The sequence below is a fragment of the Streptosporangium sp. NPDC049248 genome (assembly GCF_040678965.1).
Taxonomy (GTDB): domain Bacteria; phylum Actinomycetota; class Actinomycetes; order Streptosporangiales; family Streptosporangiaceae; genus Streptosporangium; species Streptosporangium fukuiense.
Genome location: NZ_JBFAQY010000005.1, coordinates 97,228 through 118,116, shown reverse-complemented (window position 1 = coordinate 118,116; position 20,889 = coordinate 97,228). Strand labels below are relative to the sequence as shown.

Here is a 20,889-nt window from a genome sequence, read left to right as displayed (position 1 = left end):
CACGGCTGGGCGCGGCACGTCGGACGTCTGTCTCACTCCTCGTCAACTGCCTCACGGATCCTCTCTGCCGCCCGACACCGGGCAGAGGCCGCCCGCGGGTTGCGGGCCACCTCCTCTTCGCTCGGAAGCTCGGCTCCCCTCGTCAGGAGCGCGAACCGCGGCTGGTGAGCCGGCAGCGGGACAGGGAGGCCAACGGGGCCGGTGTCCCTGGTCCGCGCGGTGATGACCTGCTTTGTCAGCCGGTCCTCGAGGGAGTGGTACGCGAGCACGACGACGCGCCCGCCCAGCGTCAATGCGTCGAGCGCGGCTGGGAGCGCGCGTTCCAGCGCCGTCAACTCCGCGTTCACCTCGATCCGCAACGCCTGAAAAGTCCTTTTAGCGGGGTTGCCCCCGGTCCTGCGGGTAGCGGCGGGGATCGCCGTCCGGACGATCTCCGCAAGCCGCTTGGTAGACGTTATGGCCTCCCTGGCCCTTTCCTTGAGGATTAGATGCGCGACACGCGGGGCGAATCGTTCTTCTCCGTAATCCCGCAGGATCCGGATCAGCTCGGCGGCCGGGTAGGTGTTGACCACGATCTCGGCCGTGAGCTCCTCGTCACGGTCCATCCGCATGTCCAGCGGCGCGTCGTAGGAGTAGGCGAAACCGCGCTCGGCCTCGTCCAGCTGCGGAGAGGAGACCCCCAGGTCGAACAGGGCGGCGTCGACCCGGGGATGGCCGGCGTCGGCCAGCACCTCGGAGAGCTCGTCGGAGACCGCGCGCACCAGCGTGATCCGGTCCGAGTACGGCGCGAGCCTGGCCGTGGAGCGCTCGATGGCGGTGGGGTCGCGGTCGATCCCGATCAGATGGAGCGAGGGGTGCGCGGCGAGCAGTGCCTCGGCATGGCCGCCGAGCCCGAGGTTGGCGTCGACGAGCACGGGGGCGGGGCGGGCCAGCGCCGGAGCGAGCAACTCCAGCACCCGGTCGAGCATGACGGGGACGTGTCCCCCCGGCGCCTGGAGATCATGGCTGTGGTTTTCGGCGCGCATGAAGCGCAACCCTCCTTATTTCCCGCCCCGTCCCACGGACGCGCGGCGGACGCTCACCGGTGTCTTGAAACTGGCCCCCACCCCCGGGGCCGTCCGGCCAGGTCCCCATCCGCACCCGCGTATCCGTCCGTCACCTGACACCGGGGAAGGTGCATCAGCTGACGGGCAGGTGGTTGCGGGTGGAGACCTCGCCGAACGACGTTTTACCGATGAGTCGACCGTGGAGTCACAAAATCCCTGGCAGCACCTCCTCCGACAGATCGGCGAAAGCCTGCTCTTGGTCGGCCAGATAGGCGCTCCAGGCGTGCTCGTCCCAGATCTCCAGCCGGGTGTTGGCTCCGATGACCACACAGTCACGGCGCAGGCCGGCGTATTCGCGCAGAGCCTGCGGAACGGTGATCCGCCCCTGTTTGTCGGCGACCTCGTCGGATGCGCTGGCGAAAAGGACGCGACTGTAGTCACGGACCGCCTTGGCGGTCACCGGTGCGTTGCGCAGAGCCTCGGTTATGCGCTGGAACTCCTCTACGGGAAAGACGTAGAGGCAACGCTCCTGGCCTTTGGTGATCACCAGACCCTCCGCCAGCTCCTCACGGTACTTCGCCGGCAGGAACAGCCGTCCCTTCTCATCGAGACGCAGGTGGTGAGTGCCGAGGAACATCGGCTCCACCTCCCGTGCCCAGCGGAGAACCAGGCGTCGCGGCCTTGCCCTCCACTGCGCACCACCATACTCCACTTCTCTCCACCGTCAACTGATTCCGCGCCTCTTCGCGGCGGGTTTCGCCGACATTTCCCCAGTTCAAATGGGGTGGTGCGGAGTGGAGGGGGTAAGCGGCCCGGCATACGTCACGGGCGTGTCGGGAAGATTGCCGAATAGTCCAAAGATCATGAAATGGGCTGTAAGGCGGTGAAGAATGGTGGAAGGTGAAACAGCACCGTGCCCGTCACAGGATCGACACGTCACTCGCACAGAAACGCGACGATCATGGCACACACTGTGGCTGATCACCCGAAATCATCCTTGATGACCACATAAGGTCGCCGCCGGAACGCGTGGCGCCGTAGGGTCGTAAACAGAATGAGTAACGGGATCGCAAAGATTCCGCAACGGCAACCCCCGGCGCACAACCGCCGCATCCTCATGGAGGCCTGGTGGCAGTAACTCATGACGTCTCACCTCAGCTCGATGATCTTGTTGTCACCGCGCACCGGATCCGCCAGTCGATCGAATCGGTGATCGAAGGCAAAAGTGACGTCATCCGCCTGACCTTGACCGTACTACTCGCCGAGGGCCATCTGCTCATCGAGGATGTGCCCGGAGTCGGCAAGACCATGCTCGCCAAGGCCTTGGCGCGCTCCATCGACTGCCCGGTGCGCCGCGTGCAGTTCACCCCCGACCTGTTGCCGAGCGACATCACCGGAGTGAGCGCCTACAACCAGCAGACCAGGGAGTTCGAGTTCAAGCCGGGCCCGGTCTTCGCCAACATCGTGGTGGGTGACGAGATCAACCGTGCCTCGCCGAAGACCCAGTCGGCACTGCTGGAGTGCATGGAGGAGCAGCAGGTCACGGTCGACGGAGCGACCTACCGGCTGGACTCCCCCTTCATGGTGATCGCGACACAGAACCCGATCGAGATGGAGGGCACCTACCCCCTGCCCGAGGCTCAGCGCGACCGGTTCACCGCCAGGATCGCGATGGGCTACCCGGCCCCCTCCGCGGAGCTGGAGATGCTCGACGTGCACGGCGCCGCCTCCCCGCTGGACAAGCTGGAGCCGGTGGCCACCACCGAAGAGGTGCAGGCGCTGATCTCGGCGGTGCGCGGGGTCTACGTCTCCCAGCCGATCAAGAAGTACGCGATCGACCTGGTGACCGCCACCCGCCAGTCCCCCGACCTGAGGCTGGGCGCCTCGCCCCGCTCGACCCTGCAACTGGTCAGGGCCGCTCGGGCGCACGCGGCGCTCGCCGGCCGCGACTACGTCATCCCCGACGACCTGCAGGAGCTGTGCGTCCCCGTACTGGCGCACCGGCTGCTGCCCAGCATCGAGGCTCAGGGGCAGCGCCGCCCGCCCGAGCAGGTGATCGCCGACCTGGTCCGCCGGGTTCCCGTTCCCGAGGCCCAGGCCCGGTGACCTCCGGCCTCAAGGCGCTCACCGCCCGCGGCCGGTCCTTCATCGCGTCCGGCGTCGCGGCGCTGCTGTGCGCCTTCCTCCTCGGCGAGCACGACCTGCTCAGGATCGGCGTGCTGATCGTCTCGCTGCCGCTGCTGGCGGCCATGGTGGTCGCCCGTACCCGCTACCGGCTGAGCTGCGCGCGGCGTCTGGATCCGCCCAGGACCGAGATGGGCAGCGAGGCCACCGTGACGCTGCGGCTGGAGAACGTCACCCGGCTGCCGACCGGTCTGCTGATGGTCGAGGACACCGTTCCCTACGCCCTCGGCGCCCGGCCCAGGTTCGTGCTGGACCGGGTGGAGCCGCAGGGCATCCGGGAGATCGACTACCGGGTCCGCTCCGACCTGCGCGGCCGCTTCACCATCGGCCCGCTCTCCATCCGGATCAGCGACCCCTTCGGCCTGGTCGAGCTGACCAGGTCGTTCACCATCAGCGACACGCTGATGGTGACGCCCCAGGTGGTGGCGCTGCCCCACGTCCGGCTGGCCGGCGAGTGGACCGGTGGCGGTGACAGCCGTACCAGAAGCGTCGCGGCGGCGGGGGACGACGACGTCGCCCCGCGCGAGTACCGGCAGGGCGACGACCTGCGGCGGGTGCACTGGCGCTCGACCGCCAGGCACGGCGAGCTGATGGTCCGGCGCGAGGAGCAGCAGTGGCAGAGCAGAGGTGCGCTGCTGCTGGACACGCGGCGGTACGCCCACCGGGGTGAGGGCCCGCGCTCGTCGTTCGAGACCGCGGTCTCGGCCGCCGCCTCCATCGGCGTGCACCTGGCCCATGAGGGTCTCGGCCTGCGCCTGGTCACCGACCAGGGGGCCGAGCACCTCACCGACAGCGGGCTGAGCCTGTCGCTGCTGGACACCCTGGCCGTGGTGAAGACCAGCCCGGCGCGGTCGCTGGAGTACGGCGTCGGCGCGCTGCGCCAGGGCGGCGGCGACGGGCTGATCGTGGCCGTGCTCGGCAGGATGGACCTCGACCAGGCCCGGGAGCTGGCCAGGGTCAGGCACGGCAACATGACCGGCGTGGCCGTGATGCTGGACGTGGCCGGATGGGAGCAGCCCGAACTCGGCGAGGACGAGAACTTCCAGGCGGCGCGGGCGGTGTTGACGGGGACGGGCTGGCGCGTCGTGCGACTGGCCGCCGGCGTCTCCGTCGCGAGCGTGTGGCAGGACGCCGCGCAGCGCGGGCGATCCTTGGCGAGCAGGGGCAACGCATGAGACTTCCCATCGCGTCGGGCGTGGCCACGGGAGCGGTCGCGATCGCGCTCTATCCCCTCTTCCAGGGCGGCGCCTGGTTCTGGAGCAGCCTCGGCGCGATCCTGGTCGTGACCGGGATCGGCGTGCTGGCCGGCCACTACAGGCTGCCCGGCTGGCTGGTGCCGCCCGCCCAGGTGCTCGCGCTCTGGATCTACCTGACCGCGGTGTTCGTCGGCGACGAGGCGTGGGCGAGGGCGATGCCCACGAAGGAGTCGGTCCTGGCACTGGCCGAGCTGCTGGCGACGGGCTTCGCCGACATCCAGCGGTTCGCCGCCCCGGTGCCGGACAACGATGGAATCGTCCTGCTCACCTGCGGCGGCGTCGGCCTGATCGCGATCACCGCCGACCTGCTGGCCGCGCGGCTGCGCAGGGCGGCCCTCACCGGGCTGCCGCTGCTGGCGCTGTTCACCGTCCCGGCGGCGGTGGTCGCCGAGCCGATCAGCTGGCCGGCGTTCATCATCGGCGCCCTGGGCTATCTCGGCGTGCTCGTCGCCGACGGACGGGAGCGGGTCAGCCACTGGGGCCGGGCGGTGCTGGTGCGCCGGACGTCCTCCTTCACCGTCACGCGGCCCTCCTCCGATGCCGGGACGCTACGGCTGTCCGGCAGGCGCATCGGCTTCACCGCGATCGTGCTGGCCGTCCTGCTGCCCCTGCTGCTCCCTCCGCTGGAGCCCAACCCGCTGTTCTCGTTCGGTGTGGGCAACGGCAAGGGTGGCGGCAACTCGATCAGCATCCCGAACCCCATCGTCAACCTGCGCGGCCAGCTGTCGCTGCCGGAGAACTCCACGGTGCTGACCTACACGGTCAGCGACGGCACGCCGCGCTACCTGCGGATGTACTCCCTCGACGTCTTCGACGGCGAGCAGTGGACGATGTCGGAGCCCAGGGGCCGCCCTGAGGACCGGACCTCCGACTCACCGATGCCACCGCCCCCAGGCCAGGGCGCGGACCTGCCCGTCACGCCGGCGACCCTCGACATCACGGTGAGCGAGCAGGTCAGGAGGCTGAGCTTCCTGCCGTTGCCCTACCCCGCGTCCAGGGTCGCGGTGGAGGGCGACTGGCGGCCCGACCGCGACACGCTCATGGTCTTCTCCACCAGGAACACCGCCGGGGGCCTGACCTACCAGGTGGTCACCGCCGAGCCCGAGCCCACGGCGGAGAGGCTCAAGGCGGCGGATCCGGCGGATCCGGCGATCAGGGAACGGTACCTGGCGTTGCCCGAGAGCCTGCCCGAGGAGATCAGGGAACTGGCCACCCGGGTGACCAAGCGTGACTCCAGCCAGTACGAGCAGGCGATCCAGCTGCAGGAGTTCTTCACGGAGAAGGGCGGATTCACCTACAGCCTGGCCACCCAGGGACACGACGGCCCGGCGCTGACCGACTTCCTGATCCGCAACCGGACCGGTTACTGCGAGCAGTTCGCCGCCTCCATGGCGGTGCTGGCGCGTGTCCTGGGCATCCCCTCCCGGGTCGCCATCGGCTACACCGGCGGCGGCAGCCTGTCCGGGCAGTGGCAGGTGCGCACCCATGACTCGCACGCCTGGCCCGAGCTGTACTTCGAGGGAACCGGGTGGCTCCGTTTCGAGCCCACGCCGACGGGCGGGGCGGGCCAGGGCAGCGCGACGGTCCCCTCCTACACCCGGCCCGAGGTGGCGTCGGCCACCCCCGACGAGCCGATCACGGCCCCGTCGGCGGACCCCGGCGACTCCGACCCCACCGGCGGGGCGGCGGCCGGCCGCCGTGACCGGACGCTCGACCTCGACTCCGGCGGCCTGCCGGTCGCACTGGACGAGGGCATGCCGCCGGCCGCGCGAATCGGCATCGGAGTCGTGATCGCGCTGCTGGTCGCGCTGATCCCGGCGATGATCCGCTGGCAGCTGCGGGCCCGCCGCGGCAGGTACCACACCCGGCGGGTCAGGGATCCCGACGGGGAGGATCCGGCCGGCGCCACGGCGCTCAGGGGCATCCGGCGGGAGTCGGCGGTGAGGGCGTCCTGGGCCGAACTCGACGACGCCCTGTGCGACTACGGGATGTCGCGGCAGGCGAGTGAGAGCCCGCGCGCGCTGGCCAGGCGGCTGACCGAGCAGTACGGGTTCGAGCCGGAGGCCGCCGCCGCGCTGGAAAGGATCACCTCGGCGGTGGAGCGGATGCTCTACGCCAGGACCCCGGGTGAGACCGGCACGCTCCGTGCGGACCTGCGAAGTGTGCGGCGGGCGCTGGCCGCCACCGTGACCCGTGGCAGGCGGATCAGGGCCGTGCTGCTGCCGCCCTCCACGCTCCTGCGGATGCGAGGGCTCGGCGGGCGGGTGCTGGACGGCTTCGACCGGCTGGAGAACATCCGGCTCCGCAGGCCGACCGGGAGGGGCGCCTGAGCAAGGCGGATTCACCGGATGGCAGGGGCCGCTTCCAATCGGGAGCGGCCCTTGTCGTCAGGGGGTCGGGGAGGAGATCCGCCGCCGCGAACGGCGGCGAGCCCGGCGGCTAGTGCTCGTCGTTACGACGGCGCCAGCGCTCCTCCATGCGTTCCATGAAGCTCTGGCGGGAGCCACCGCGGCGTCCCCCCTTGCCCCGCGGCTGATCGGACGGTACGGCCGCGCCGGCCTCACCGAACCCGTTCATCCGCTTCCAGCTGGACAGACCCCACAGACACGCGGCGAGCATGACCACGAAACCGCCGACGCCGAGCGGGATGTTGATGATCACAACGCCGACCATCAGCAGGACGACACCCAGGATGAAGCCGATGGAGGCCTTCACCAGGCGGCGCCTGTAGTGGCTGCGGGGATCACTGATCCTGACGGTGTTGGCCCACTTCGGGTCCTCGGCGTAGAGTGCCTGCTCGATCTGGTCGAGCAAGCGCTGCTCGTGCTCAGAGAGCGGCACGGCGCCTCCCAAGGACAGCCCCAGGACGGGGAAGACGGTGACGGACGACACGGGGTGTCCGAACCTCGCGGTCGGTTATCCCCAGAATACGAGGCTGTAGACGTAGACGAAAGAAAACGTCCAACGTAGTCCAAACCGGAGGCCGCGTCATGGGTCTATTCCATCAAACGGCGGGCGAACAAGGGAGGCCGGGAGCACCGCATTGTGACCGAATCTGCGGGCGGCCCTGTCCATCGCCTGCTCGGCCTCCCGCCAGCCCGTCTCACGCTCTCCGAGGCCGAGCTGCCTGCTCGCCCCGTCGGCCGGGCTGAGGTTCTCCACCCGTACTCCGACCAACCTCAGCTGGACGTTCTCCAGGCCGGAGGCGGTGTAGAGGGCGCAGGCGACGTCGTACAGGATCTTGGCCACGTCCGTGGGCTCGTGCAGGCTCCGGGAGCGGGACAGGGTGGTGAAGTCGGCACGGCGGAGCTTGACGCTGACCGTGCGGCCGACGCTGCCCCCCTGCCTGAGCCTGGCCGCGACCCGCTCGGAGAGCCGGAGAAGCTCCCTGCGGATCTCCACGGGGTCCGCGACGTCTGTGGCGAATGTCTCTTCCGCGCCGATGCTCTTGTCCGGAACGTGCGGGGTCACCGGGCGCTCGTCGCGCCCCCAGGCGAGCGCCGCGAGGTGCTCGCCCGCCGCCTGGCCCAGCTCGCGCCGGAGCGTGTCCACCGGGACCCTGGCGAGGTCGCCGACCGTCTTGATGCCGAGCCGGGCCAGCGACCGCTCGGTGCGCTCCCCGACACCCCACAGCGCCGCCACCGGGAGCGGGTGCAGGAAGTCGACCACCCGGTCGGCGGGCACCACGAACAGCCCGTCCGGCTTGCAGTGGCGCGAGGCGAGCTTTGCCACGAACTTGCTGTTGGCGACTCCCACCGAGCAGGTGACGCCCTGCTCGCGCACGACCTGCTCACGGATCATCCGGGCGATCTCCGCCGGGGGGCCGAGGCGCTTGCGTGCCCCGCCGACGTCCAGGAACGCCTCATCGGAGGCTATCGGCTCGACCTCGGGGGTGAAGGTTCGGAAGATCTCCATGACACGCCGGGAGACCTCCGCGTACTTGCCACGGCTCGGCGGGATGATCACCGCGTGAGGGCAGAGCCGTCGGGCCCGGGTCATGGGCATGGCCGAGTGCACCCCGAACCTCCGGGCCTCGTAGGTGGCACTGAGCACCACCCCGCGCGCGCCGGGCGCGCCGATGATGACGGGGGCTCCGCTGAGCTCGGGGCGCTCGCGCAACTCGACACCGGCGTAGAAGGCGTCCATGTCGACATGGAGGATCGGGCAGCCGGTGTCGTCCGTTCCCAGATCCGATTCCGGGCGCGGCATCTGCTGCTTTCTCGACACGACGCCATCCTACGGGAACACGCGTTCGATGTGGTGCTCACCGGTGGCCAAGCACGTGCAGTTGGGTCGCGATGTCGCGGAGCACCGGGTGCACCGCCGCCGCCTGCTCCAGGTCGACCAGGGCGCGTGCGGCTCCGGGTTCGCCGTCGAGCAGCCTGCTGGGCACCAGGTCGGCGAAGATCCGCACACCGTGCACCTCGCCGGGCGCGAAGCCGGTCACGGTGAGCAGCCGCTCCAGTGCCTCCCGGGTGAAGCGCCTGGGTGTGGGGTCGCGGTCACCCCAGCGGCCCTCGGGGTCGTCCAGGGCCCGGCGGGCCTCGTCGAAGCGTCCGGCGAAGGCCCGGTGCAGCGCGGCGGCGAGCGGGTTCGCGGCGAGCACGCTGATCACGCCGCCCTCGCGCAGCAGGTCGGCCATGGCCGTCACCGCGCCGATCGGATCCTCCACGTACTCCAGCACGCTGTGGCAGAGCACCAGGTCGGCGCCACCGCTCGGGAGCAGCTCCCCCAGGTCCGCGGCGTCCCCCTGCAGGGCGCGCACCTGCACCCCCGCCTCCGCCGCACGGCGCTCCAGCGCGGCGAGCGAGTCGGGGCTGGGGTCGACGACCGTCACGGCGTGGCCCAGGTCGGCCAGGGGAACGGCGAAACCACCCGTGCCGCCCCCGGCGTCGACGATGTCGAGCCGATCACGGCCCGTCGCGGCCACCCGCTCGGCCAGCACGGCGCTCAGGACGTCCCATACGACCGCGGTGCGGACCGCCGGGGTGCCTGCGTGCCGTGAGATGCCTACGGCGTGCAACTTCAGATCGCCTCCTCATACGTGACGAGCCCAGCCTACGCCGCGCGTCCCCCGGCGCGGCCCAAGGACTATCCACACTCGTAATTGATCGAGTCTTTTTCCCCGGATGGACGGACCCGGCCGTCCGGCCACGAGGAGGGCGGTCGGGGCCGCGGGGACCGGCCCGTGCGGGTGCGGGGTGTGCGGGTGGATGAGGAGCCGTGCGGGTGCGCGCCGAGGCGGGGAGACGGGGACCGGCTCCCCGCGGGGCGCGGTCAGAGCGTCAGCGACGGCTTGAGCTGCTTGAACCTGGCCATCAGGCCGTTGACGAACTGCGGCGACTCGTCGGTCGACAGCTCGGAGGCCAGGCTGACCCACTCACTGATGACGACGCCCTCGGGGACGTCGGGCATCCACAGCAGCTCGTAGGTGCCGCCGCGCAGCAGGTTGCGGTCGACCGCGGGCATGCGGTCGAGCGTCCAGCCGTCGGCGTAGGCGGTGATCAGCTCGTCGATACGTGCCCGGTGCCTGCACACGCCTTCGACGATCGTCGTGGTGTACTCGTTCACGGGCGGCTCGGCCCGCTCCAGGCGCTCGGCGAGAACGCTGAGCGGGTCCTCGCTCCGTGCCTCCGCCTCGAAGAGGATGTCCAGCGCGCGCCTGCGCGCCTTACCCCGTGCCGACATCAGGCGCGGCCGAGATAATCGCCGGTGCGGGTGTCGACCTTGACCTTCTCACCGGTGGTGATGAACAGCGGCACCTTGATCTCGGCACCGGTCTCCAGCTTGGCGGGCTTGGTGCCGCCGGTGGAGCGGTCGCCCTGGAGGCCGGGCTCGGTCTCGGCGACGATCAGTTCGACGGCCGCGGGCAGGTCGACGTAGAGGACGTTGCCCTCGTTGATCGCCACGGTGGCCAGCATGTTCTCCAGCAGGTAGTTGGCGGAGTCGCCGACCGCGACCCTGGAGACATGGAGCATGTCGTAGGTCTCGGTGTCCATGAAGACGTAGTCGTCGCCGTCCATGTACGAGAACTGCATCTCGCGCTTGTCGACGTTGGCCACCTCGACCTTGACGCCCGCGTTGAAGGTCTTGTCGACGACCTTGCCCGATAGCACGTTCTTGAGCTTGGTGCGGACGAACGCGCCGCCCTTGCCGGGCTTGACGTGCTGGAACTCCACGACAGCCCAGAGCTCACCGCCGTCGAGCTTGAGCACCAGGCCGTTCTTGAGGTCGTTCGTCGTCGCCACTAGTTCTCTCCTGCGTACGGCCGCTCTTAGAGGACGAGCAGCTCTTTGGTCGTCCGGATGAGAAGTTCCGGCCCGCCGTCACGCGCCACGAGCGTGTCCTCGATGCGGACACCGCCCTTGCCGGGAAGATATACCCCAGGTTCAACCGTGACCGGAACTCGGTCCTCTATTCTAGCGTGCTCGTGGTCAGGCTCTGGCTTTCGCGGAGACAGGAACGGCTTCTCGTGGATCTCCAGCCCGACCCCGTGGCCGAGACCGTGCTTGAAGAACTCCCCGTATCCCGCCTCGGCGATCAGGTCGCGGGCCGCGGCGTCCACCTCGTGGAGCGCCGCACCGGTCCGCACCGCCCGGCAACCGGCCCGCTGGGAGGCGCGGACCAGGTCGTACAGCTCGCGCTGCCAGTCGGCGGGCTCGCCGATCGCCACGGTTCTGGTCATGTCGGCGTGGTAGCCCTCATGCAGCGCCCCGAAGTCCATGGTGACCAGGTCTCCGCGCTCCAGCGGCCGGTCCGAGGGCGAATGGTGCGGGATCGCGCCGTTGGGCCCGCTCGCGACGATCGTGTCGAAGGCGAGCCCGTCCGCGCCCAGCTCGGCCATCCGGCGCTCCAGCGCCCTGGCGACCTCCTTCTCGGTCAGCCCCGGGCGCAGTTCGGGCAGGACCTCGGCGAAGGCCCGGTCGGTGAGCTCGCACGCGGTGCGGATGAGATCGATCTCGGTGTCGTCCTTGACCATGCGCACCGCCTCCACCAGCCCGGAGAGGCGCAGGTGGCCGCCGCCCAGCCTGAAGTAGGTGGCGACCGACATGTGGTCGGCCTCGACCCCGGTCCGGCCGCTCTCCGGCAGCAGCGCCCCGGCGACGTCGGACTCCTCGACCACCTCTATGTCGGCGCACAACCGCCGGGCGGCCCCGATGTAGCGGGAGTCGGTGGCCAGTGTGGCGCCGCCGTCGGCCCGGATCAGGACCGCCGCGTTGGAGCTGGCCAGGCCGGTCAGGTAGCGCACGTTCACGCCGCCGGTGACCAGGATCGCATCCGCCTCGTGAGCGGGGAGCAGGGCCGCGAGGTTCTCGCGGCGCTGTACGTGGATGACGGTCATGGCACGCATGCTATTGGCCGATTTGACCAATGTCGTCACCTTGACCCGATCTCGTCGGCCCCCTCACGGAACCTGGACCCGCCGATCACACGCCCGCCGGGTCCCGGTCCCCGCGAGGGGGTCAGGAGGCGAGTTCCCTGACCTTCTCGATGAGCCGGAGGCGCTCCGCGTGGGTGCGTCCCAGCGGGGCGACGTTGATGGTCGTGACACCCGACTCGCGCATCGCCTGCAGCCGCTCCCTGACATGCCCCTCCGGGCCGATCAGCGACATCTTCTCCAGCATCTCCTGCGGAACGAGCGCGGCGGCCTCGTCCTTCTTCCCCTCCAGGTAGAGGTTCTGGATCTGCTCGGCCTCCTTCTCGTAGCCGTACCTGCGGGCGAGGTCGTTGTAGAAGTTCCTGCCCTTGGCCCCCATCCCGCCGATGTAGAGGGCGGCCATCGGGCGGCCCAGCTCCAGCCAGCCCGAGACGTCGTCGCCGATGGCCAGCGACGCCTGGGCGATCACGTCCAGCTCTCCCAGCGCCGGGTCCCGCCTGGCCCGGCCCGCCGCCAGGGAGGCGCCCCACACCTCGGCGGCCTTCTCCGGCATGTAGAAGATCGGCTCCCAGCCCTCGGCCAGCTCGGCGGCCAGCTCGACGTTCTTGGGACCGATGGCGGCGATCACGACGGGGATGCGGTCGCGGAGCGGGTGGTTGATGAGCTTCAACGGCTTGCCGAGACCGGTCCCCCGATCCGCGGGGAGCGGGACGGTGTAGTGCCTGCCCTCGTAGTTCAGGCGCTCACGCCGCCACACCTGGCGGCAGATCTCGATGACCTCGCGGGTGCGTCCGAGCGGGGCGTGGTACGGGACGCCGTGGAAGCCCTCGATGACCTGCGGCCCCGAGGCCCCCAGACCGAGGGTGAAGCGGCCGTCGGAGACGTAGTCCAGGCCCGCCGCGGTCATGGCCAGCAGTGCGGGGGTGCGGGAGTAGATCGGCAGGATGCCGGAGGCGATCTGCAGCCTCTCGGTCTTGGCCGCGATGTAGCCCATCTGGCTGACCGCGTCGAAACTGTATGCCTCGGCGACGAAGACGATGTCGAGACCGGCCTTCTCGTAGTCGGCCAGTTCGGCCACCGTCTCCTTGAAGCCCCCCGAGTAGCTCAGGGCCATACCGATACGCATCGTGAGATCGTCCTTCCGCAGCGCCGACGAAACCGAATGTTGTTCCGTTGCCTTGGCTACAAAGGCTATCGACTCACCGCCGAAGCACCAAGCCCCGCACCGCCGGGCCGGTAGCCTACGCATTCCGGGGTAGAGGATCTTCGGCGGCGGCAAGGAGGGGTGTGCTGAGGCGGTCGATCATCGTGGTGGCGGGAGTCCTGGCCCTGATTCTCGGAGGGCACCGGTTCCTGCCGGAACTGGGCGGTTTCACTCCCGTGCTGGAGAGCCTCCTTCCCTGGCTCGGCGTCGCGATACCCGTCCTGCTGATCTGCGCGCTGGCCACCCGCTCATGGCAGGTGATCTTCGCGGCGCTGCTCCCGGCGACCGTCTGGGGTCTCATGTTCGGCCCGACGCTGCTGCGCAGCCCGCCCGGCGGTCCCAGCGACCTGTCGGTCGCCACGCTCAACGTGGGCGCGGCGAACGCCGACTCGGCCGAGGCCGTACGGTCGGTCTCCAAGGGCCGTGACCTGGTCGCGGTGCAGGAGCTGACTCCAGGAGGCCCGGCGGCGGAGGTCCTCAGCGAACGCTTTCCCCACCACTACCGGATCGCCACGGTCGGCCTGTGGAGCCGGTTCCCGATCGTCGAGGCCCGCAAGGCCGACATCGGCCTCGACTGGGCGCGGGCGCTGCGAGCGGTGGTCGCCACCCCCAAGGGGAGGCTGACCGTGTACGTCATGCATCTCGCCTCCGCCCGGCCGGGCCAGACCGCCCAGCGTGACGAGACCCTCGCCTACGCCCGCAGGATGATCGACAAGGACGACAGCGCGCGCCTGCTGCTGCTCGGCGACCTCAACACCGCCACCACCGACCGCAAGCGCTCCGGCCTGGTGCCGCCGCTGTCGGACGCCCAGCAGGAGGCCGGTACGGGATTCGGCTTCACCTGGCCCGCGGCCTTCCCCGTCACCCGCCCCGACCACATCCTCTACCGCGGCCTGACCGCCACCGGGGCGGGCGTCGAGCGGGCGGCGGGCAGCGACCACCGCGCCGCCTTCGCCTCGCTGCGCCTGACCTCCCGGAAACCGGACTGACCTGACCGGCCGGCCGGGTCTGAGGGGCCGGAAGGCCCGGAGAGGTCGGGCGACGAGGCCGGCACGGGCCCTCGGTCCCGGCGTCCGCCCGGATGGGACTCGGGATTCGGACAACGGCCCCGGGCCGCCAGGCCGGAACGGGCCGGTGCAGCCGCCCGGCTCAGCCGGGCCGGGCGGCTCGGGCGGCTCGGGCGGCCAGGCCGGAACGGGCCCGCAGCTCCGACAGATCCGCCGGGGTGTCGATGTCGGCCGGGTCCGCCACGTCGTCGCAGGGGACCGCGACGACCAGTTCGGGATGGGCCTTCAGGAACGGGCGTGCTCCGGCGTCGCCGGTCGCGAGCCGGGCGACCTCCGCGAAGTGCTCCCTGGCGATCAGCACCGGGTTCCGCCGCGCCCCGCCGTAGGTGGCGACGGCGACCGAGGCACCCCGCTCCGCGGCCCGGATGAGCCGCTCCACCGCCGCCGGGCCGACGAACGGCTGGTCCACCAGGCTGATCACCACGTGCTCGGCGGTGGCGGGGATCGCGCCCAGACCGGCCCTGAGCGAGGATCCCATTCCCAAGGCCCAGTCCGGGTTGTGAACGGTCACCGCCCCCGGCACCCGGGCGGCGGCCGCCCCGAGCACCACGACCACGGACCGGCAGCCACCGTCCTGGAGCACCCTGACCCCCCGGTCCACCAGCCGTTCCCCGTCGAACTCCACCAGCGCCTTCGGCGTGCCGAGCCGCGAGCCGGACCCGGCGGCCAGCAGCAGTCCCGCGCTCGTCGTCCCCGCGGGTTCCGCCCCGACGGTCTCCCCAGGTACCTCTCCGGCCGCGCTCACGCGCCGGACCCGTCGCGGTGAACCGGGCCGTCGCCGTGGATCCGGCCGGAGCCGTCGGTCAGCGGCCTGCCCGAGCCGCCCCAGCGCAGCTGGATCAGCTCGGCGGCGATGGAGACCGCGGTCTCCTCGGGGGTACGCGCGCCCAGGTCCAGGCCGATCGGCGAGCGGAGCCGCTTCAGCTCGGCCTCCCCCAGCCCCGCCTGCGCGAGCCTGGCCAGCCGGTCCTCGTGCGTACGGCGCGATCCCATGGCGCCGACGTAGCCCGCCGGAGTGCGCAGGGCCACCTCCAGCAGGGGGACGTCGAACTTGGGATCGTGGGTGAGCACGCAGATCGCGGTCCGCTCGTCCACGGTGACCGAGGTGAGGTAGTCGTGCGGCCACTTGACGATCACCTCGTCGGCCTCGGGGAAGCGCTTGGCCGTGGTGAAGACCGGCCGGGCGTCGCACACGACCACGTGATAACCGAGGAACTTGCCGATCCTGGCGACCGCGGCGGCGAAGTCGATCGCGCCGAAGACCAGCATCCGGGGCGGCGGCGCGAAGGACTGCACGAAGACCGACAACTCGTCGAGCCGCCGCTCCCCCCGGCCCCCGTACCTGCGAACGCCCGTCAGCCCCTGCGCCAGCATGCCCCGTACGTCGTCGTCCACCGCCTCGTTCAGCCGGTCCACCCCCAGGGAGCCCGAGGAGCGGTCCGGCCAGATCACCCGGCGGCTGCCCACCGTGCCCGGCCCGGACAGGATCGTCGCCACCGCCACCGGCTCGTGCCCGAGCACCGAGGCGGCGACCGACCCCAGCTCGGGGAAGGTCTCCGCGGAGACCGGCTCGACGAACACGTCCAGGATGCCGCCGCAGGTCAGGCCGACGGAGAAGGCGTCGTCGTCGCTCACGCCGTACCGCTGCAGGACGGGCCTGCCCGAGGAGACCACCTCCTGGGCCAGCTCGTAGACGGCTCCCTCGACGCAGCCGCCCGAGACACTGCCCTCCGCCTCGCCGCCGAGCACCGCCATGGACGCCCCCGGCGGCCGGGGGGCGCTGCGGAAGGTGTCGACCACGGTGGCCAGGCCGAACGTCTCCCCCGCCTCCCACCAGCGCAGGACCTGCGACAGAACATCACGCACGCGTGCCTCCCAGCAGCATTGCCAGCTCTTCGAAGGCGGCCAGGCTGTGCCCGGCCACGAAGTCGTCGATGTGCGGAAGGGCGGCCCGCATGCCGGCGGTGAGCGGCTGGTAGCCCTCCTGCCCCTTGTGCGGGTTCACCCAGATCACCCGGTGGGCCGTCCGCGACAGCCTGGCCATCTCCGCCCCCAGCAGCGAGGCGTCGCCGCGTTCCCACCCGTCGGACGCGATCACCACCGTCGCGCCGGCCGCGTCGTTCCGGGCCAGCAGCCGCCGGAGCTCCTCTCCCAGCCGGGTGCCGCCGCTCCAGTCCGGAATGGCGCGGGAGACGGCGTTCATCGCGGCGGCCGGGTCGCGGTGGCTCAGCTCCGCGGTGAGCCGCGTCAGCCGGGTGCCCGCGCTGAACACCTCGGTGGCCCCGGGCTCCGACCTGACCAGCGCGTGGGCCAGGCGGAGCAGCGTGTCCGCGTACGGGGTCATGGAGCCGCTGACGTCGACCAGCAGCACGACCCTGCGGGGTCTGGTCCGGTGCGCGCGGTAGCGGAGACCGGCGATCTCCCCGCCTCTGCGCAGGGTCTCGCGGATCGTCGCCCTGCCGTCCAGCCGCCCCCGGCGCGAAGGCCTGAAACGTCGTGACCGGCGCCGTTCCCTGCCCGCCCGCAGCAGGGCGAGCAGCCGGTGCACCTCGGCCAGCTCCGGTCCCGTCATCCTGGCCACGTCACGGGTGCGCAGTACCTCCGTCGCGCTCGCGGTCGCCGCGAGCGCGGGGGAGTCACCGCTCTCCTCCCGGTCGGGCCCCCGCTGCGGCAGCACCGCGGTGTGCCGGGTGACGGTGATCGCCGCCGGTCTCGCGCGGCCCGCGCGCCGCCCCTCGAAGTAGGCCGCGAAGACCCGGTCGTAGCGGGGCAGGTCGTCGGCCGAGGCGCACAGCGTGAGCCTGCCCGCCCAGTAGACGTCGGTGGGCTCCGCGGCGTCCAGGTGGGTCAGGGCGCGGAGCAGGCCCTGGGTCCGCTCGTGATCGGCGGGCACCCCCGCGGCACGCAGGGTCCTGGCGAAACCGGTCATGACCGCGACCAGGTCCGCACCGCTCCCGGCGGCAAGGGCGGCGCCGTCATCCGCGGCGGGCGGGCCGCCGATGTCCCGATCCGCCGGGGCACCGGGCGCACCGGCGGGGAGGCCGCGGCCGTCAGCGCCGGGCCGCACCGAGGAATCCGTTCCCGAGCACGGTCTCGTGGTCCTCCCTGTGCTTGAGCAGGGCGCCCAGGGTGGCGGCCGCCACGTCGGGGTCGAGCTCGCGGGATCCGAGAGCCAGGAGCGCCTCGGTCCAGTCGAGGGTCTCGGCGATCCCCGGCGGCTTGATCAGGTCGGCCGCGCGGAGCCGGCCCGTCGCGTGAGCGACCTGCTCGGCCAGGATCGCGGAACAGTCGGGGAGCCGCCTGCGCAGGATCGCCACCTCCCGCTCGAAGGAGGGGTGTTCCAGCCAGTGGTAGAGACAGCGCCGTTTCAGGGCGTCGTGTACCTCACGGGTGCGGTTGGAGGTCAGCACGACCACCGGCGGCCGCGCGGCACGGACCGTGCCGATCTCGGGAATGGAGATCGCGAAGTCCGAGAGCACCTCCAGCAGGATCGCCTCGAACTCCACGTCGGCGCGGTCGACCTCGTCGATGAGCAGCACCGAGGGCTGGGTCTCGATCGCCTTCAGCAACGGCCTGGCGATCAGGAACCTCCGATCGTAGACCTCCCCCTCCAGCCGGGCGGCGTCGGCGATCCCCCCCGCCTCCGCCGCCTTCAGGTGCAGGAGCTGGCGGGCGAAGTCCCAGTCGTAGAGCGCCTGGGAGGCGTCCAGCCCCTCGTAGCACTGCAGGCGGATCAGCGGCGCCCCGAGCAGCGCGGCCAGGGTCCTGGCCAGCTCGGTCTTGCCGACTCCGGCCTCGCCTTCGAGCAGTAGCGGGCGGCCCATCCGCAGCGCCAGGAAGGCCGCCGTGGCGAGCCCCTTGTCGGCCAGGTAGGACCGCTCGTCGAGCAGCTCCGCCAGCTGCTCGGGGGACTCCACGTCAGATGCCTCGATTGTCCGCCTCACCACCACCTCAGGTTACGCCCGGAGGCCGGGTTCCCGCGTGGTCGCGCCGTACCCGCGGCACCGGGAGTCCCTCGCTTCACAGGACGGCGCCGGGTACCGAGGACGGACAGGCGTACCGCCGTCCCTCGAAGAAGTATCCTCAGCCCCTGTGAAGAACCTCCTCGGCCAGATCAACACCCCGTCCAGGGTCGTCGTGGTGGCGTTCCTGGCCGTGGTCATCACCGGTACCGGGCTGCTGTCGCTGCCGGTGGCGGTCGAGGAGGGTCAGCATGTCTCGTGGACGTCGGCCCTGTTCACCGCCACCTCCGCGGTCTGCGTGACCGGGCTGGCCATGCACGACACCGCGGCGCACTGGTCGTTCTTCGGCGAGATCGTGCTCCTGGTGCTGATGCAGATCGGCGGCTTCGGGATCATGACGCTCTCCTCGATCCTGGCCGTGCTCGTCTCCGGCAAGCTCGGCCTGCGCGCCCGCCTGAACACCCAGGCGGAGACCAAGACCCTCGGGCCCGGCGACGTGCGACGGGTGATCGTGGGGGTCGCCAAGGTCACGGTGATCGCCGAGGTGCTGACCGCCACCGTGCTCGCCGCCCGCTTCGTGACCGGGTACGGGGAGCCGGTCGGACGCGCCATCTATTACGGGATTTTTCACGCGATCTCAGCATTCACCAATGCCGGGTTCGCCCTCTGGTCGGACAGTGTCATGGGGTTCGTCACCGACCCGTGGATCTGCCTCCCGCTCGCACTGGCGGTGATCGCCGGAGGTCTCGGCTTCCCGGTCTACGCCGTCCTGAGGGAGAACTGGCGCCGTCCGTCGCGCTGGACGCTGCACGCCAAGATCACGCTGTGGATGACCGCGGTGCTGCTGCTCGGCGGGACGCTGGCCGTCACCGCCATCGAATGGAGCAACCCCGGCACGATGGGCGGTCTCTCCCCCGGGCTGCGGATCATGGCCGGGTTCTTCCACAGCACGATGACCCGCAGCGGCGGCCTGAACTCCATCGACACCTCCCAGATGAGCGAGAACTCCTGGCTGGTCAGCGACGTGCTGATGTTCATCGGCGCGGGCAGCGCGGGCACCGCGGGCGGCATCAAGGTGACGACGTTCGCACTTCTGGGCTTCGTGATCCTCGCCGAGCTGCGCGGCGAGCCCGACGTCTCGGCGGGCCGCCGCCGCGTCCCCGAGCAGCTCCAGCGCCAGGCCCTGACGATCGCGCTGCTGAGTGTGGCGTCGGTCGCGGTGGGAACGTTCGCGTTGATGATGGCGACCCCCTTCAAGCTCGACCGCGTACTGTTCGAGGTGATCTCCGCCTTCGGCACGGTCGGGCTGTCGACGGGGATCACCGCCGACGTCGGCACCGCGGGGCACCTGATCCTGACCGTCCTGATGTTCGTCGGGCGGCTCGGCCCGGTGACCCTGGGCGCGGCGCTGGCGCTGCACGTCCAGACTCGTCGGTTCCGCTATCCGGAGGAGCGTCCCCTCGTTGGTTGACAAGAAGAACCGCAGCGACGCGGTCGTGGTCATCGGTCTCGGGCGGTTCGGCGGCGCGCTGGCGGCGGAGCTGGTGAGCCGCGACGTCGAGGTGCTCGGCGTGGACAACGACCCCAAGAACGTCCAGTACTTCTCCGGCAGGCTGACCCACGTGGTGTGCGCGGACTCCACGGACCCGGACGCCCTCCGGCAGCTCGGTGTCGAGGAGTTCGGCCGGGCCGTGGTCGGCATCGGCACCGACATCGAGTCGAGCATCCTGACCACCTCGATCCTGACCGACCTGGGGGTGGCGGACATCTGGGCCAAGTCGATCAGTCTGCAGCACAGCCGGATCCTGCAGCGGGTCGGCGCGCACCGCGTGGTGCAGCCGGAACACGACATGGGCGAGCGGGTCGCGCACCTGGTCATGGGGCGGATGCTGGACTATCTGGAGGTCGACGAGGGCTACGCCCTGATCAAGACCATGGCGCCCGGGTGGGCGGACGGCAAGAGCCTGGCCCGGCTGGGCATCCGCAGCGAGTACGGGGTCACCGTGGTCGGCATCAAGAAGCCCGGCGGCGGGTTCACCTACGCCACCTCCGAGACGGTGGTGCAGAGCGGCGACATCCTGCTCGTGGCGGGCGACACCGACAAGACCGAGCGGTTCGCCGAGGAGACCTGAGCGCCGAGAACCCCGGATCCGGCGCGTTCAGGCGGTGACGGCGGCGTCGAGGTGACCGGACCGCCGGCGGTTCAGCGGGCCTCGTCCGCCTCGCCGCGCTCCCTGATGAGGGCGGCGAGCTCGCCGACCTGGCGCGTCGTGCGCTTCTTCTCCGACCCCTGCAGGCCCATGGCGCCGACCGTGATCCCGTCGGCAAAGTCGATCTTCGCCCAGGGCTCGTGGTCGGTCAGGGTGACCCCGAGCACCTCGGCCCACTCGTAACGGCGCACCCTCAGCGGGTTGACGACGGTGATCCCCCGCTCGTCGGCCTCCACCCGGCACCGCCCCAGCAGGTGGAGGGCCCCGGCGATGAGAAGGCCCAGCACGAGCATCCCGATCCTGTCGGCCGGCGTGAACGGCGCCGGCAGGAAGATCGCCATCAGGATGGCGCCGAGCGTGATCACACCTGCGAAGCCGTAGGCCACGATCCGCCCGCTCTTGGGCCGCCAGACGACGGGCAACGGGGGCGGGGAGACGCTCTCCGGGCTCACTCTCAGATCACGATCCTTCGGGAAACCACCGATCAAAACGGCTGTGACGGCTGGTCACGGTGCCGATGGCAACCTATCGCACGTCCCCGCCGCACCGATCACACGGCGCGGCGGGGTGCGTCCGGGTGCT

Annotated in this window: 20 protein-coding genes; 6 read left to right on the top strand and 14 right to left on the bottom strand. The window is 70.9% G+C overall.

Features of this window, described 5'->3' with window-relative positions:
- Window positions 1-32: 32 nt before the first annotated feature.
- A complete protein-coding gene (rsmH, locus tag AB0K21_RS12230) occupies window positions 33-1,025 on the bottom strand; it encodes a 16S rRNA (cytosine(1402)-N(4))-methyltransferase RsmH (RefSeq protein WP_343979468.1) in 993 nt (330 codons plus the stop codon).
- Between the two features lie 226 nt (window positions 1,026-1,251).
- Entirely contained in the window at window positions 1,252-1,683 is a 432-nt protein-coding gene (mraZ, locus tag AB0K21_RS12225) for a division/cell wall cluster transcriptional repressor MraZ (RefSeq protein WP_343979473.1), read from the bottom strand.
- 491 nt (window positions 1,684-2,174) lie between these two features.
- Here mraZ and AB0K21_RS12220 point away from each other — a divergent pair, with 491 nt between their 5' ends.
- Genes AB0K21_RS12220 through AB0K21_RS12210 form a run of 3 tightly spaced genes read left to right on the top strand, consistent with a single transcriptional unit; the run spans window position 2,175 to window position 6,816 of the window.
- Complete coding sequence (locus AB0K21_RS12220; RefSeq protein ID WP_343979476.1) at window positions 2,175-3,152, top strand: MoxR family ATPase; 978 nt, start codon at window positions 2,175-2,177, stop codon at window positions 3,150-3,152.
- Complete coding sequence (locus tag AB0K21_RS12215; RefSeq protein WP_343979479.1) at window positions 3,149-4,405, top strand: DUF58 domain-containing protein; 1,257 nt, start codon at window positions 3,149-3,151, stop codon at window positions 4,403-4,405. The genes AB0K21_RS12220 and AB0K21_RS12215 overlap by 4 nt, the downstream gene beginning before the upstream one ends.
- Window positions 4,402-6,816, top strand: a complete 2,415-nt coding sequence (locus tag AB0K21_RS12210; protein ID WP_343979482.1) for a DUF3488 and transglutaminase-like domain-containing protein — start codon at window positions 4,402-4,404, stop codon at window positions 6,814-6,816. Before AB0K21_RS12215 ends, AB0K21_RS12210 begins: the two co-directional genes overlap by 4 nt.
- 109 nt (window positions 6,817-6,925) lie before the next feature.
- Here AB0K21_RS12210 and AB0K21_RS12205 read toward each other — a convergent pair whose 3' ends face one another.
- The 7 genes from AB0K21_RS12205 to AB0K21_RS12175 all read right to left on the bottom strand — a co-directional run bounded on the left by AB0K21_RS12205 (window position 6,926) and on the right by AB0K21_RS12175 (window position 12,990).
- A complete protein-coding gene (locus tag AB0K21_RS12205) occupies window positions 6,926-7,327 on the bottom strand; it encodes a DUF3040 domain-containing protein (protein WP_343979778.1) in 402 nt (133 codons plus the stop codon).
- A gap of 147 nt (window positions 7,328-7,474) precedes the next feature.
- Entirely contained in the window at window positions 7,475-8,695 is a 1,221-nt protein-coding gene (dinB, locus tag AB0K21_RS12200; RefSeq protein ID WP_343979781.1) for a DNA polymerase IV, read from the bottom strand.
- Window positions 8,696-8,750: 55 nt separating this feature from the next.
- Entirely contained in the window at window positions 8,751-9,509 is a 759-nt protein-coding gene (locus AB0K21_RS12195; protein WP_343979485.1) for a methyltransferase domain-containing protein, read from the bottom strand.
- 254 nt (window positions 9,510-9,763) lie between these two features.
- Window positions 9,764-10,174, bottom strand: a complete 411-nt coding sequence (gene nusB, locus AB0K21_RS12190; protein WP_343979487.1) for a transcription antitermination factor NusB — start codon at window positions 10,172-10,174, stop codon at window positions 9,764-9,766.
- Window positions 10,174-10,734, bottom strand: coding sequence for an elongation factor P (efp, locus tag AB0K21_RS12185; RefSeq protein WP_343979490.1), 561 nt, complete (start codon window positions 10,732-10,734; stop codon window positions 10,174-10,176). Before efp ends, nusB begins: the two co-directional genes overlap by 1 nt.
- 26 nt (window positions 10,735-10,760) lie before the next feature.
- Complete coding sequence (locus AB0K21_RS12180; protein ID WP_364149501.1) at window positions 10,761-11,828, bottom strand: aminopeptidase P family protein; 1,068 nt, start codon at window positions 11,826-11,828, stop codon at window positions 10,761-10,763.
- A 121-nt stretch (window positions 11,829-11,949) separates the two neighbouring features.
- The gene (locus tag AB0K21_RS12175) at window positions 11,950-12,990 is read right to left on the bottom strand and encodes an LLM class F420-dependent oxidoreductase (protein ID WP_343979496.1); all 1,041 of its coding nucleotides are present in this window, start codon (window positions 12,988-12,990) and stop codon (window positions 11,950-11,952) included.
- 161 nt (window positions 12,991-13,151) lie between these two features.
- Between AB0K21_RS12175 and AB0K21_RS12170 the strand changes: the two genes are divergently transcribed.
- Entirely contained in the window at window positions 13,152-14,057 is a 906-nt protein-coding gene (locus AB0K21_RS12170; RefSeq protein ID WP_343979499.1) for an endonuclease/exonuclease/phosphatase family protein, read from the top strand.
- A 160-nt stretch (window positions 14,058-14,217) separates the two neighbouring features.
- Here the strand turns inward: AB0K21_RS12170 and AB0K21_RS12165 are convergent, their stop codons facing one another.
- The 4 genes from AB0K21_RS12165 to AB0K21_RS12150 form a co-directional block, all read right to left on the bottom strand.
- Entirely contained in the window at window positions 14,218-14,811 is a 594-nt protein-coding gene (locus tag AB0K21_RS12165; RefSeq protein ID WP_364149746.1) for a nucleotidyltransferase family protein, read from the bottom strand.
- A 65-nt stretch (window positions 14,812-14,876) separates the two neighbouring features.
- Window positions 14,877-16,001, bottom strand: coding sequence for an XdhC family protein (locus AB0K21_RS12160; RefSeq protein WP_343979502.1), 1,125 nt, complete (start codon window positions 15,999-16,001; stop codon window positions 14,877-14,879).
- Window positions 15,994-17,202: a VWA domain-containing protein gene (locus AB0K21_RS12155; RefSeq protein WP_364149498.1), complete on the bottom strand. Its 1,209-nt coding sequence runs from the start codon at window positions 17,200-17,202 to the stop codon at window positions 15,994-15,996. Before AB0K21_RS12155 ends, AB0K21_RS12160 begins: the two co-directional genes overlap by 8 nt.
- Window positions 17,186-18,082: a MoxR family ATPase gene (locus tag AB0K21_RS12150; RefSeq protein WP_343979507.1), complete on the bottom strand. Its 897-nt coding sequence runs from the start codon at window positions 18,080-18,082 to the stop codon at window positions 17,186-17,188. Before AB0K21_RS12150 ends, AB0K21_RS12155 begins: the two co-directional genes overlap by 17 nt.
- A 145-nt stretch (window positions 18,083-18,227) precedes the next feature.
- On the opposite strand from AB0K21_RS12150, the gene AB0K21_RS12145 reads away from it, so the two are divergent.
- Together AB0K21_RS12145 and AB0K21_RS12140 are read left to right on the top strand one after the other, a co-directional pair.
- Window positions 18,228-19,568, top strand: a complete 1,341-nt coding sequence (locus AB0K21_RS12145; RefSeq protein ID WP_343979509.1) for a potassium transporter TrkG — start codon at window positions 18,228-18,230, stop codon at window positions 19,566-19,568.
- Window positions 19,561-20,229, top strand: a complete 669-nt coding sequence (locus AB0K21_RS12140) for a TrkA family potassium uptake protein (protein WP_343979511.1) — start codon at window positions 19,561-19,563, stop codon at window positions 20,227-20,229. Before AB0K21_RS12145 ends, AB0K21_RS12140 begins: the two co-directional genes overlap by 8 nt.
- Window positions 20,230-20,300: 71 nt before the next feature.
- Here the strand turns inward: AB0K21_RS12140 and AB0K21_RS12135 are convergent, their stop codons facing one another.
- Window positions 20,301-20,759 (bottom strand): PH domain-containing protein, encoded by a 459-nt coding sequence (locus AB0K21_RS12135; protein WP_343979514.1) that lies wholly within the window; start codon window positions 20,757-20,759, stop codon window positions 20,301-20,303.
- Window positions 20,760-20,889: the final 130 nt, after the last annotated feature.